We start from the raw sequence: 13,494 nt of genomic DNA, 5'->3' as shown, positions 1-13,494 counted from the left end.
ATTTACGTAAGAAAACATAACATAAATAGAAATTTTATGAAATTTTCATGAAAATTATTAATTTTATGTAAGGTTATATGACATTAAATGTGGAAAAGAACCTTCACAACCACGATCTCCATGGTAATGAAGGCTCCTTTTGCTGAAGCTTTCGTCTAAATCACCCGAAACGTCCCTGTCCCCATTGTTCCCAAATTACCTTCACTATCTTCAACTCGGCCTTGGGCGGTAATCATTTTACGTGATTGATGGACAAGTTCTGCTGTCACGAGCAGCCTACCCGCATATAATGGTGACACAAAATGCACATTCAGATTTGTCGTAACAACCTTCTCCTCGGGCCTAGCTATCATTGCAATAATGCCCATTGCCGTATCTAACAATGATGAGGTTACACCGCCATGAACCATGCCAATCGGATTCAAATGATGCGGCTTCGCCTCCAAGGCAATCGTGATAACACCGTCCTTCAAGTCTACAAATTCACAACCCAGAAAGCCCCAGAAGGTGAGCTCCGCTGCTGCTGCGAGTTGCTGCAATTTGCGAATTATAAGATCATTTCCATCATCCATTGGACTCCCTCCTTCTTTGTAAGGGCTGCCCCTACGCATGATGAGAAAACACACTTACTGCTTAACTTCTTCCTCTAGTAATTGCCGCCTGAGCACCTTTCCAATCATCGTTTTCGGCAAAGACTGCCTGAATTCAACTTTACGAGGGACTTTATAGGCCGCCAATCGTTCTCTGCACCAGACATCTAACTCTTTTTCCGAGAGCGTCATACCTTCTCTTAGCACGATAAAAGCTTTCACGGTTTCCCCACGGTATTCATCGGGAACACCTGCGACAGCCGCTTCGAGAATCGCTGGATGCTCGTAGAGAACTTCTTCAATATCGCGTGGATAAATATTAAAGCCGCCTGCAATAATTAAATCCTTTTTACGATCAACGATTGAAAAGAAACCATCCTCATCCATGCGTCCCATATCACCAGTATATAACCAGCCATCTTTGATCGTCTTTGCCGTTTCTTGTTCCCGTTTCCAGTAACCCTTCATAATTTGAGGGCCTTTAATAATAATTTCACCGATTTCACCAATCGGCATTTCCTCGCCAGAGTCAGAATCCACGACTTTCGTTACCGTATCCGGAAAAGGAACACCGATGGACATAATTTTACGAAAACCCCAAATCGGATTCGCATGCGTAACCGGAGAAGCCTCTGTTAGCCCGTACCCTTCAATTAATCTACCTCCGGTCAACGCTTCAAATCGCTCTTGAACCTCCAATGGCAGTGGCGCTGAACCGCTTACACAAACATTAATCGAAGAAATATCAACTTCCTTCACCCGTTTATGATTGATTAACGCGACATACATTGTAGGTGCACCTGGGAAAATCGTAGGCTTTAATTTGTGAATCGTATCGAGAATCATATCAATATCGAACTTTGGAATAAGGATTAGCATCCCTGCTCGATACATCGATTGATTCAGTAGAACCGTCAGACCAAAGACGTGGAAACAAGGAATCGCCCCTAAGAAACGATCTCCGCCAGGCTGGACTTGATAACACCAATTGCTCGTCTGATACGTATTGGCAATTAAATTGGTATGCGTTAGCATCACACCTTTGGATAATCCTGTGGTTCCGCCTGTGTATTGAAGCAAGGCAATATCGTCATCTGCGTTGACATCAACACAGATAGGGGTAGCCGAAGCTGCTCGCAGTAACTTCTTGAATGCATATACGCCATCACCATAGGTAACATCCAGTTTGGCGCCATCCTTTTTCATTTTAATCGGATATAAAAGATTCTTAGGAAACGGTAAATAGTCCTTAATCGAGGTCACGATAACATGACGCAGAAATGTCCGCGATTTCGCCTTCTGTACGCGATCAAATAGCAGATCCAATGTAATAATGACGACAGCTTCCGAATCAGAGAGCTGATGAATCAGCTCTCTCTCGACATAAAGCGGATTCGTCATCACGACAATTCCACCCATCATCAACGTGCCGAAGTACGCAATGATAGCCGAAGGACAGTTCGGCAGCATAATCGACACCCGTTCCCCTGGACGTACCCCAAGATCCATTAACACGTGAGCAAATTGATAAGACGCATGTAGCAATTCGCGATACGATAGCTTTTTCCCCAAGAAATACAAGGCAGGCCGTTCGGGAAATTGATGTGCTGAATCAACCAACAAACGTGCTAGATTATGTTTCGGGTACTCGTAAGTCGGCGCCACTTCCGATGGATAATGACGCAGCCAAGGCTTTGACTCCCTCATACAAAACCATCCCCTTCAGGTTCTTGACTCCCAAGACTCATCCGATGAATTTCTCACCCTGAATTACACGTGCGGCGATGTCGCGCTTCAACCCCACCGTATTGACACTGCTGCGTCTAGACAGCTTCTTGAGTATGGATAGTTGAGTCCGAAGCACATCTCCTTCTTCCATCGTACTGAGCGCTTCTTTCGCATATGCCTCAATTTTGTCAAAAGCCTCATGAATAAATACAGTCGTAACTTGAATGGCATTCGTCGCCTTCGCTTCACCAAGTTTGTGAATGAGCTTTTGGGTTCTTAACAGACCACTTTCGGCTGCAAAAATCTGAATCATGATATCCGCAAGGTTGCTTAATACTTCCTGATTTTTCTCGAGAGCCATACCGTATTTCTGTACGGCAAGCCCGCCCACCATGAGGAACACCTTTTTGGCCATCCCGACCAAATGCGTTTCTTCAGCCAATGTACCTTCAAACGTTTGACCTGGCATATAGGCAAGCAACTCACCTTGTAGTGCTTGCGCTTTTTGCAGCAAAGGCAGTTCGCCTTTCATCGCTTTCTTGACCAGTGTACCCGGAATGAGCAAACGATTAATTTCATTCGTCCCTTCGAAAATACGATTAATCCGCGAGTCGCGATAGATCCGCTCTACTTTATATTCTTGGATAAAGCCGTAACCACCGTGAATTTGTAGTCCCTCATCCGCAACAAAGTCTAGAACTTCCGATGCAAATACCTTATTAATTGAGCATTCGAGCGCGTATTCTGATATGCCTTTCGCCGATATTTTGCCTGCATCAGGACTGGAATGGTCAATATCCTTGAGGATCGTATCAAATAGGCCAGTCGTCCGGTACACCATGCTTTCTAGGATATACGTTTGAATGTTCATTTCAGCTAGTTTTTTACCGATTAATGGGAATCTAGAAATCGGCGTCTGGAATTGCTGGCGCGTATTCGCATATTTCACTGCAAGCTCAATAGTCTCCTTGGACGCACCTAGACAACCAACAGCTAGTTTATAGCGTCCGATGTTCAAAATGTTAAAAGCGATGAGATGTCCTTTCCCGATTTCACCGAGCAGGTTTTCTACAGGCACTTTCACGTCTTCAAAAAATAGCGGACGCGTTGATGAGCCTTTGATCCCCATCTTCTTCTCTTCTGGCCCCATGGTAAAGCCTGGATCGCCTTTTTCCACGATAAAAGCGGTAAAGTCTGTACCATTGATTTTGGCATACACGATGAAAATATCTGCGAAACCAGCGTTAGTGATATAAAGTTTCGAACCGTTTAAAAGGTAATGTTTTCCGTCTTCCGACAGTCGAGCCGTAGTTTTGGCACCAAGGGCATCTGATCCAGATGTCGGCTCCGTTAAGCAATAGGCAGCAATTTTCGCCCCTGTCGCTAAGTCAGGCAGATACTTTTTCTTCTGCTCCGTTGTACCGAAGAACACGATAGGTAACGTTCCAATCCCAACATGCGCGCCAATGGATAAAGCAAATGAAGAGGCACGTGCTAGGTTCTCGCTGATAATCGTAGAGCTAACCTTATCCAAGCCAAGTCCGCCATAGATTTCTGGCACATCCGCCCCAAGCAACCCAAGATCACCGGCACTTCGCATGAGTTTGACAGTCAAATCATAATCCAACTTTTCTAAATGCTCATCATTCGGCATAACTTCCCCGTTTACGTAGTCACGCGTTGTTTCTGCAATCATACGATGTTCTTCCGTGAAATCCTCCGGTGTTACGATGGAATGAAAATCAAGATCCGATATAACAAAGCTTCCGCCAACGACTTTGTTCGTCATGAGTCAACTCTCCTTATGATTTGGAATGATGATAATGAACATATATTATGAAGGTAAAATGAAACATGAGTGCTGCCTTACTCCGCTGCATGGACTTGAAACACGCCAGCTGCTCCCATACCACCGCCGATACACATTGACACAACCCCGTACCCGCCGCCTCGGCGCTGCAGCTCATAGATCAAACTTGTTGACAGCTTTGCACCTGTGCAGCCAAGTGGATGACCCAGTGCAATCGCTCCTCCATTTACATTGACCTTCTCCTCGTCTATTCCCAGCTCGCGAACGATATGAACGCACTGTGAAGCAAAAGCTTCATTAATCTCAAAAAGATCGACTTGATCTTGGGAAATACCAGCCATCTTCAGCGCCTTCGGAATCGCTTTGACCGGGCCAACGCCCATGATTTCCGGCTCCACGCCGGATAGCGCGAAGGACAGGAACGTCGCCATCGGCTTCAGCCCGAGCGCTTCCGCGCGCTCTCGGCTCATCAGCACGGCCGCCGCTGCGCCGTCCGACGTCTGTGACGCGTTGCCCGCCGTCACAGAGCCCCCCAAGCTGAACGCAGGCTTCAGCTTGCTCAGCCCTTCCACGGATGTATCGGGGCGAACGCCCTCATCCGTGGCAAACACATACTCACGTACGAAGGCTTTGCCTCGTTCGTCCACGCCCTTCACGCTCGTGCTCACCGGCACGATCTCGTCTGTGAAGCGGCCCGCTGCGATGGCCGCCGCTGCCTTCTGATGGCTGCGCGTCGCGAAGCCATCCTGCGCTTCGCGCGAGATGCCGAAGCGCGTAGCTACGGCTTCGGCCGTATGCCCCATGCCCATGTACACCTCGGGCATGGTCTCGACCAACCGCGGATGCGGCGAGAGCTTGAAGCCCGTCATCGGGACGTGGCTCATACTCTCGACGCCTCCGGCGATGATCACCTCGGCGTGGCCAAGCATAATGCGCTCCGCCGCATAGGCGATGGCTTGCAAGCCGGAGGAACAGAAGCGATTGACCGTGATTGCCGGCACGGTCACGGGAAAGCCCGCATACAGCGACATCGTGCGGGCGAAGTTCAGCCCTTGCTCGCCTTCAGGCATCGCGCACCCGATGATGATGTCCTCGACATCACCCTTGTCGAGACCAGGAACTCGCCGTACAGCTTCTTCGAGTACGGCTTTGCCTAGATCTTCCGCGCGTGTTTGCGCGAAACTGCCTTTTTTCGCGCGTCCAACAGCTGTGCGCGTTATGGATACAATGACGGCTTCCTTCATCGAACTCACCTCATTAGGAATAGTTGGGTATCATACCTTACAAATTGTGTTCTCATCCTTATCGTTATCCTTATCTTCAACCTCATCCTCTCCCCTGCCCCGAAAGGGAACGAGAGTGCGCTATTTCAGCGGAATGAGCTTAGTCAACGCCATCTTCTTAGTTCCTCAAAGCCTTGCCCTTCGAGAGCATATATTGCATCCGCTGCTGCGTCTTGATCTCACCACATAAGCTCAAAAACGCCTCGCGCTCCAAATCCAGCATATATTGCTCCGTCACCAACGTCCCCGCAGGTACATTCCCCCCTGCTAATACATGTGCTAGCTTATTGGCAATCAGTTGGTCATGCGCACTAATGTAGCCGCCCTTCAGCATCGAGTAGGCACCGACCTGCATAACCGCCTTCCCGTTCTCGCCTACGACACGGATTTTCTCAATCGCAGGTGGTGTATAGCCTGCCGCATCCATCCGAAGCACGGCTTGCTTCGCTTCATAAATCCGATGATCCGGATTTACGACAACGGAATCTTGCGCTCGCATATAGCCAAGACGTTTCGTATCATGGCCGCTCGTGGACACCTTCGCCATGGCCACCGTCTCAAATGCTGCATTGATCCATGGCTGCAGATCAACTTCCGGATCTCTTACTTGCTGACTGGCCAACAGCGCTAGCTCTTTGCAGCCGCCTCCGGCGGGAATGAGTCCAACACCCGTTTCAACGAGTCCGTAATACGTCTCCGCCGAGAAAATCGTTTGATCCGCTGGCATACAGGCCTCTACGCCCCCACCGAGCGTCATTTTATGCGGGGCAGCGACGACAGGTTTATCCAGTCTTTTCAGCTTCAGCATGGCATTCTGGAATAACCGAATGATGCCATCCACTTCATCCCACTCGCCGTCCTGAGCTTCCATCAACAGGAGCATTAGATTGGCGCCAACACAGAAGTTTTTGCCCTCATTGGCCACAACCAACCCCCGATAATTACTACGCACCTCATCAACACTTTGCTGAATCATCGTGAGAATATCGGCCCCAATCGCATTGTTCGGGGAGTTGAACTCTAGGCAAGCAACGTCGTCACCAATATCAATTAAACTCGCTCCGCTGTTCGAGCGGATGACTTTATTTTGTTGCTTGAGAGATGCCAGTGAGATGATTTCTGGCCGAGACTCCACCTCGCGAAGCTCCTCGTTCAAGATCGCGAATATGCGACCCTCTTTCCGCTCATAGAAACTGTCATGACCCGCGTCAATCCATGCTTTTACCCACTCGGGCACAGTACTGCCTTCCGCTTCCATGCGTTCCACAGAACGTTTTAGCCCAATCGCATCCCATGTCTCAAAAGGTCCCAACTCCCAGTTAAAGCCCCACTTGAGCGCATTATCGATATCAACGATTGTTTCCGCAATTTCGTCGCGTTTCTCAGCAGCGTACAGTAGAACCGGCTTCAGAATGTTCCACGCCAGTTCCGAATACCGATCCTTCGCACCAAGCAATGCCTTCAACTTGCCCACAGTTCCCTTCGCCTGTTTGGCAGCCTCCAAGGATGCTGAGCTAATTTTGCGACCTACCGCGTATTCCATCGTTTCTAAATTCAAAGCCTGAATTTCCTTACCTTCGGCCGTTTTCACCTTTTTATAAAAGCCTTGACCTTGTTTCTCGCCGATCCAGCCTTTGGCTACCATCTCTTTCAGAAGGGCAGGTGTATCGAAGACATCCTTCTCAACGGGATCCGTCACGAGATCAAACACATTGTTCGCCACATGCACGAATGTATCGAGACCAACAAGGTCCAATGTGCGGAATGTTGCGCTTTTCGGCCGCCCCATAGCAGGTCCTGTAACCGCATCCACCTCTTCAACCGTATAACCTTTGGCCAGCATTTCTCTTAAAGTAATCAGCAAACCGTAAGTACCAATCCGATTACTTATAAAATTAGGTGTATCTTTCGCTTGCACAACGCCCTTACCAAGCTTTTTCTCACAAAAATCACTCATACTCGTGATGATCGCCGGATCCGTCTGCTCATTCGGAATAATTTCCAATAATTTCATGTAGCGCGGAGGATTAAAGAAATGAGTCCCTAGAAAATGTTTCTTGAATGCTTCCCCAGCGTTCTCCACCATGGCATTTATGGATATTCCTGACGTATTCGACGAAACGATCGTACCGGGCTTCCACACCTTTTCAATACGAGCGATAAGCTCTTGTTTAGCCTGTAAATTTTCGATAATAACTTCGACAATCCAATCCACATGGCTCAGCTTCGCCAAATCATCTTCGATATTCCCTGGCGTAATGCGTGAAGCAAAAGTTTCACTATACAAGGGTGCTGGGTTAGTCTTGCCGAGCTTCTCCAGAGCAGTAACAGCAAACCGATTCCGTACTTTGGGATGATCGAGCGTCAAACCTGCCGCTTCCTCTTGTGATGTTAACTGTTCAGGCACACGATCGAGCAATAAAACAGGAATACCTACATTGGCCAAATGCGCAGCAATACCGGAACCCATTACTCCCGAACCGATTACCGCTGCCGTACGAATAGTTGTCATGAGATCATCTCCTAAAAGTTTTTCGATAGAAAAACTAGCTTCGTAAGCACTACATTAGTTTTTCGATAGACCAAACACCGATTGTGCAAGAATTTCCGCGATATCTCGTGCTTTTACCTGCTCTTCTACTTCTTTCAGCTTCGTGCCATCCTCCACCATCGTCAAACAATAAGGACACGCCGAGGAGATCACCGTTGGCTTGATACTCAGAAGCTGCTCCGTACGCGCCACATTCACACGAGTACCGGCCGTTTCCTCCATCCACATCATGCCTCCGCCCGCTCCACAGCACATGCTGTTCTCACGAGAACGCGCTTGTTCCACAAGTTCCACACCTGGAATCGCCCGCAACACATTACGGGGCTCCTCGTACACTTCGTTATAACGACCTAAGTAGCAAGAATCGTGGTACGTTATGCGTTCATTGACCTCGTATTGCGGAGTCAAGCGTCCTTCTTTCACCCATAGATCCAGCAGTTCTGTATGATGATAAACTTCTGCCGTTAAGCCAAATTCGGGATACTCATTTTTGAACGTGTGATACGTATGCGGGCATGTCGTAACGATCTTCCCTACCTTATACTTTTGAAAAGTAGCGATATTGTCCGCACACAGCTGTTGGAACAAGAATTCATTCCCCATCCGACGCGGTGTGTCACCTGAATTTTTCTCCTCATTTCCTAATATGGCAAAAGAGATACCAGCCTCCTTCATTAATTTCACGAATGCATGAGTAATTTTGCGACTGCGATTATCATAAGCACCCATCGAACCCAAAAAGAACAAATACTCGAAGGTTGGATTTTCCTTAACAGTTCGCACTTGAAGTTCGTCTTCTGGGTCAACCTCTTTGACCCATTTCACACGATCATTGCGAGAAATTCCCCAAGGATTACCTTGCCTTTCAATATTTTGAAGTGCGCGTTGACCATCATGCGGCATATTTCCTTGTGTCAGCACCAAGTGCCTGCGCATATCAATGATTTTATCCACATGCTCATTCGCAACTGGACATTGATCTTCACAGTTCCGACAGGTTGTACAAGCCCACAACTCTTCCTCGGTGATTACACCTCCGATGAGTTCTACTTCAAGTGCATTCCCCTGCGATTCTGGTGCGAATACCATGGCAGGCACCCAAGGGGATTTCGAGGTTATAGCAGCGCCCTTCTCCGTCAAATGATCGCGCAGCTTCGTAATGAGGTGCATCGGGGACAGCAACTTGCCAGTCGTATTAGCGGGACATACGCTCGTACAACGACCACATTCTACACAGGAGTAGAAATCCAGCATCTGTTTTTGCGTAAAATCCTCAATCTTGCCAACACCGAATGTCTCTGCGTCTTCATCCTCCAAATTCAGGGATGCAAGCTTACCCGTCGGCTCCGTGCGTCGCAACAAGATGTTAATCGGAGCGGTAATAATGTGAAAATGCTTGGACTGCGGCACATAGATAAGGAAAGATAACAGAATCAGCAGATGCATCCACCAACCAGCATAGAAACCTACCGTTGCCGCTGATGTTGACATGCCATCGAACATACCAGCCCAGACCGATGTCAACGGAGCGAAGCCTGAAGCCGGCAATCCCTCGCGCACTCGTTCAAAGCCACCGCTAATGACGACTGACAACATCAGAAACATGATAAAAAACACAACAATACTTGGCTTCCAGCCTCGCTTAAGGCGTTTAAGCTTCTCGATATAGCGTCGATAGGTCGCGTAACCCATGGCCAGCACGATCAACCCGACCGTCACTTCCTGCATGAGGGTGAAGTAGTCATAACCTGGGACAGGTAACCCTCGGTCAATTAATCCTTTTAAAATAAGGTCCAAAGCACCTAGCTGTAGAATAATGAAGCCGTAAAAAATTACGATATGCATGATACCGCTCTTTTTATCCTTCAATAACTTCGTCTGGCCAAACACTTGAACCGCAAACCCCTTGAGCCTTAAGCTCGCTTCCTTCTTCAAATCAACCGATTTCCCCAACTGGATGTATAAATATCGGTGATACACAACCCGGCCAAACCCGTAGAGCGCCAAACCCGTAACCGCCAAAAAGAGTAGAAACTGAATCAGCGTACCGGTCATGGAGGACCCTCCTTTTATATTTAGTTTGTTAATGACTCACCTTTTTTGTTAACGCTTACATTCACGAATCGCAAAAAAGCAAATTCCATGAATCCCTTTTTTTAAATAAGAGTAGAAACCTGCTTCCATGTGAAGAGTAAGCCGACAAACCTCCCTACTGCTTGGTTAAGCGGAATAAGTCGTTGACAAGGCGTACTGCGTATTTTATGATGAAATTACAAAAATGAATGAGTATTCATTCACCGATATTTGTATTCTAACACCGAGGTGATCTCCTTGACAAGTGGCAAAAAACCAGACAAGTATTATGCGATTCTCGAAGGCGCGATGAAAGTATTTGCGGAAAACGGGTTTCATAAATCCCAAGTTTCACGCATTGCCAAAGAAGCCGGCGTCGCGGATGGCACCATTTATCTCTACTTCAAGAAGAAGGAGGATATCTTAACTAGTCTTTTTCAAGAGAAATTAGGCGAGCTTGTCGAGAAATTCAACGCAGCTGTCCGAGAAAGCACGAGCCCGAAGGAAGCGCTGCGAAAAATCTGTGAGATTCATTTTAGCGAGTTGGAAAATAACATTCATATGGCCTACCTCACGCAAATTGAGCTTCGTCAAAGTGATTTGGAGCTTCGTAAAGAGATTGGTCTTGCCCTAAAGAGATATATTATCCTCATTGAAAATATATTAGAAAAAGGAAAGAATGACGGCAGCTTTCGTGCGGATCTGGATGTGAAGCTGGTAAGACTTCTTATTTTTGGAGGTATGGATGAGGTCGTCACCTCTTGGCTGATTTCTGGGCAAAAGTATTCCTTAACAGCTCAGGTTGGTCCAACGCTTGATTTTTTCATTAAAGGCATTGAGTCATAATTATTCTAGAGTTGGGCAAGTAAGGTCTCTATTTCATGTATATTCAGGAGGGAGCTTGGCTATGGACATTTTTGTATTATTGAAGCAAACGTTTGATACAGAGGAGAAAATCGTCTTGCAAAATGGTGTCGTTCAAGAGGATGGTGCGAAGTTCGTCATAAATCCATACGACGAGTATGCGGTAGAGCAAGCTATACAACTGCGAGATGAGCATGGCGGTAAAGTGACACTTCTATCGATCGGGCCTGATCGCACGGCGGAAGCGCTGCGAACTGCTCTTGCGATGGGTGCTGACGAGGCTGTTTTGATTACCGATGATCGAATCCTCGGGGACGAATTCGAAATTGCTGAAATTTTAGCATCATATTTACGTAGCCAGTCTGTCGACCTCTTACTTGGAGGTAACTTTTCCGTTGATAACGGTGCAGGTCAAGTAGCCATTCGTCTTGCTAATCTGCTTGGACTGCCTCATGTCGCTTCGATTACTAAGCTGGAAATCACAGGAGAAACAGCACTTGTTCACCGGGATGCCGAAGGCGATATTGAAGTGATCGAAGTTCCACTCCCTGCCCTATTTACAGCGCAACAAGGCCTAAATGAACCTAGATACCCCTCACTTCCTGGCATTATGAAAGCGAAGAAAAAACCTTTCCAACACTTAACCCTAGATGACATTTCTGGTGCGGATGCTATTCTTGCCAAAACGACACGACTGGCTTTATCCCTCCCACCTGAGCGTCAAGCTGGTCGCATCCTCAAAGGTGAACTTGCCCACCAAGTAACTGAGCTCGTTCAAGCACTGCGAAACGAATCCAAAGTGATCTAAATTTACCCGAAACTATAATTACTTAGGAGGCTATATCGATGGCTAAACAATTTCTTGTAGTTGCAGAAGCTCGCAGTGGCAAGCTTCGTCAAGTATCCTTTGAGGCCCTACGTTCGGCGCAGCTATCTGCTGCTGATGGTGATACACTTGCTGCCGTTATGCTCGGTGGTGCTGGTACGAAAGCGTTAGCTGGTGAGCTCGCCGCTTATGGCGCGGATACCGTCTATGTAGTCGAGAATGCTCAGCTAGAGAGCTACAGCTCGGAAGCATATCTAAGTGCCCTGTTGGCCGTGACCTCAATCGCCAAGCCTCATGCAGTTTATTTCGGCCATACTGCCATTGGCCGTGACCTAGCTCCTTTGACCGCCGCTTCGCTCTCCGCCGGCCAAATCTCTGACGTTACCGCCATCGAACGAAGCGGCGATAACGTCTTGTTCACCCGACCGCTTTACGCTGGCAAGGCGGTCGAAAAGAAAGCGTTTACCGACCCTGCCGCACCATGGGTCGTCACGATAAGACCGAACAACATCCCGCCTACCTCGCCTGACGCTTCGCGTCAAGCAGCGATCATCGATGTTGCCTATCCCGCTCCCTCCCTGCGCAGCATCATCCGGGAGGTCGTGAAAAAGACGTCCGGCGCCATCGACTTGGCAGAAGCCAAGATCGTCGTCTCCGGCGGGCGGGGCGTGCGCAGCGCCGATGGATTCCAGCCGCTCGAAGAGCTGGCTGCCGTCTTAGGCGGCGCGGTTGGGGCTTCCCGCGGGGCCTGCGACGCGGGGTACTGCGAGTACGCGATGCAGATCGGCCAGACCGGCAAGGTCGTGACGCCGGAAATTTACATCGCGTGTGGCATTAGCGGCGCCATTCAACATTTGGCGGGGATGAGTTCTTCGCGCGTCATCATCGCGATCAACAAGGATGCGGAGGCGCCGATCTTTAAAGTCGCTGACTATGGCATCGTCGGCGATCTGTTCGAGGTCGTGCCGCTGCTGACCGAGGAATTTAAAAAGCTGCTGGCGTAAACGCAGCAGACGAGTGCAGCCCCCTTCGAAATACGCGAAGGGGGCTGCTTAATAATCATTTCCTCCATTTTCGCCGAACCAAGAAAAATGTCGTTCCTATCACAACTACTCCAATTACCGCAACCCAGATAAAGGGCTGCGTGCGTGACAGCTCACCTTCAAGATGTACTTGTTCGGTTGGAATTTTCCCCTCACCTAATACAGCCAGATCCTCCTGCGCTTGATCTAAAGCAACTGTCCGATCGCAAATGATTGTAACAAGTAACTCTTTGTCTCCATACATGGTGGAGGGCTGGGCATATACCAAATATTCCTTACCATTTTCAAATTTAAATCCACAATCCCCGCCACCGCTTCCCGTATGAATAATAATTTGAGATGAAGTGCCACCTTTCCATATACGGCTTACGTCGAATAGCGCAGCTTTGGTCATACTTCCGTTTAAGTTTTTTTGCTCCTTCACTTCAAGCACTTTCCCAGAAAAAACAGCTTCCGATCGACTAAATTGATTTTTCACCGTTTGAGGCTGAGCACAGGAGCAAGCATATACATTTGAAGAATGGAAGATCATCATGAAACTTAATCCTAGAACCGTCATAAGTAGGATACTTATTACTCTTCTCACCACAACTCCCCCTTCTAACCCCAATTTCATAACAACTCACACAACTCTTAAACGGACCAGCTTTCCCAAATGTTTCAAGCATAATGTAAATTATTTCCTATTGAACTGATCCATTTAGGTGTTTGATTGTTTATAATTAT

The 13,494-nt window shown here is 47.9% G+C and carries 10 protein-coding genes; 3 read left to right on the top strand and 7 right to left on the bottom strand.

Annotated features, from left to right (window positions below):
* Positions 1-155: 155 nt before the first annotated feature.
* The 6 genes from ASL11_RS25410 to ASL11_RS25385 form a co-directional block, all read right to left on the bottom strand.
* A complete protein-coding gene (locus ASL11_RS25410; protein ID WP_056621099.1) occupies positions 156-572 on the bottom strand; it encodes a PaaI family thioesterase in 417 nt (138 codons plus the stop codon).
* A 54-nt stretch (positions 573-626) separates the two neighbouring features.
* Positions 627-2,297 carry a long-chain-fatty-acid--CoA ligase gene (locus tag ASL11_RS25405; protein ID WP_056621098.1) on the bottom strand — a complete coding sequence of 557 codons (1,671 nt, stop codon included), beginning with the start codon at positions 2,295-2,297 and terminating at the stop codon, positions 627-629.
* Between the two features lie 37 nt (positions 2,298-2,334).
* Positions 2,335-4,107, bottom strand: coding sequence for an acyl-CoA dehydrogenase family protein (locus ASL11_RS25400; RefSeq protein WP_056621096.1), 1,773 nt, complete (start codon positions 4,105-4,107; stop codon positions 2,335-2,337).
* Between the two features lie 77 nt (positions 4,108-4,184).
* Complete coding sequence (locus ASL11_RS25395; RefSeq protein WP_056621094.1) at positions 4,185-5,372, bottom strand: acetyl-CoA C-acyltransferase; 1,188 nt, start codon at positions 5,370-5,372, stop codon at positions 4,185-4,187.
* A gap of 157 nt (positions 5,373-5,529) precedes the next feature.
* Positions 5,530-7,923 carry a 3-hydroxyacyl-CoA dehydrogenase/enoyl-CoA hydratase family protein gene (locus ASL11_RS25390; protein WP_056621092.1) on the bottom strand — a complete coding sequence of 798 codons (2,394 nt, stop codon included), beginning with the start codon at positions 7,921-7,923 and terminating at the stop codon, positions 5,530-5,532.
* 54 nt (positions 7,924-7,977) lie between these two features.
* Positions 7,978-10,017, bottom strand: a complete 2,040-nt coding sequence (locus tag ASL11_RS25385) for a (Fe-S)-binding protein (protein WP_056621091.1) — start codon at positions 10,015-10,017, stop codon at positions 7,978-7,980.
* Between the two features lie 276 nt (positions 10,018-10,293).
* Between ASL11_RS25385 and ASL11_RS25380 the strand changes: the two genes are divergently transcribed.
* The 3 genes from ASL11_RS25380 to ASL11_RS25370 all read left to right on the top strand — a co-directional run bounded on the left by ASL11_RS25380 (position 10,294) and on the right by ASL11_RS25370 (position 12,729).
* Positions 10,294-10,881: a TetR/AcrR family transcriptional regulator gene (locus tag ASL11_RS25380; RefSeq protein ID WP_268796233.1), complete on the top strand. Its 588-nt coding sequence runs from the start codon at positions 10,294-10,296 to the stop codon at positions 10,879-10,881.
* A 61-nt stretch (positions 10,882-10,942) separates the two neighbouring features.
* Positions 10,943-11,707, top strand: a complete 765-nt coding sequence (locus ASL11_RS25375; RefSeq protein WP_056621089.1) for an electron transfer flavoprotein subunit beta/FixA family protein — start codon at positions 10,943-10,945, stop codon at positions 11,705-11,707.
* A 38-nt stretch (positions 11,708-11,745) separates the two neighbouring features.
* Complete coding sequence (locus ASL11_RS25370; RefSeq protein ID WP_056621086.1) at positions 11,746-12,729, top strand: electron transfer flavoprotein subunit alpha/FixB family protein; 984 nt, start codon at positions 11,746-11,748, stop codon at positions 12,727-12,729.
* 55 nt (positions 12,730-12,784) lie between these two features.
* Here the strand turns inward: ASL11_RS25370 and ASL11_RS25365 are convergent, their stop codons facing one another.
* Positions 12,785-13,354: a hypothetical protein gene (locus tag ASL11_RS25365; protein ID WP_235550580.1), complete on the bottom strand. Its 570-nt coding sequence runs from the start codon at positions 13,352-13,354 to the stop codon at positions 12,785-12,787.
* Between the last annotated feature and the right edge of the window lie 140 nt (positions 13,355-13,494).

The sequence above is a fragment of the Paenibacillus sp. Soil750 genome (assembly GCF_001428045.1).
Classification (GTDB): Bacteria; Bacillota; Bacilli; order Paenibacillales; family NBRC-103111; genus Paenibacillus_E; species Paenibacillus_E allorhizoplanae.
Note: the sequence above shows the minus strand (reverse complement) of the source record. Positions and strands in the feature narration are given on the sequence as shown.

Coding starts and splice junctions, on each gene's coding strand:
- ASL11_RS25370 (WP_056621086.1), top strand. CDS start 11,746: ATGGCTAAACAATTTCTTGTAGTTGCAGAAGCTCGCAGTGGCAAGCTT.
- ASL11_RS25385 (WP_056621091.1), bottom strand. CDS start 10,017: ATGACCGGTACGCTGATTCAGTTTCTACTCTTTTTGGCGGTTACGGGT.
- ASL11_RS25405 (WP_056621098.1), bottom strand. CDS start 2,297: ATGAGGGAGTCAAAGCCTTGGCTGCGTCATTATCCATCGGAAGTGGCG.
- ASL11_RS25400 (WP_056621096.1), bottom strand. CDS start 4,107: ATGACGAACAAAGTCGTTGGCGGAAGCTTTGTTATATCGGATCTTGAT.
- ASL11_RS25375 (WP_056621089.1), top strand. CDS start 10,943: ATGGACATTTTTGTATTATTGAAGCAAACGTTTGATACAGAGGAGAAA.
- ASL11_RS25395 (WP_056621094.1), bottom strand. CDS start 5,372: ATGAAGGAAGCCGTCATTGTATCCATAACGCGCACAGCTGTTGGACGC.
- ASL11_RS25390 (WP_056621092.1), bottom strand. CDS start 7,923: ATGACAACTATTCGTACGGCAGCGGTAATCGGTTCGGGAGTAATGGGT.
- ASL11_RS25410 (WP_056621099.1), bottom strand. CDS start 572: ATGGATGATGGAAATGATCTTATAATTCGCAAATTGCAGCAACTCGCA.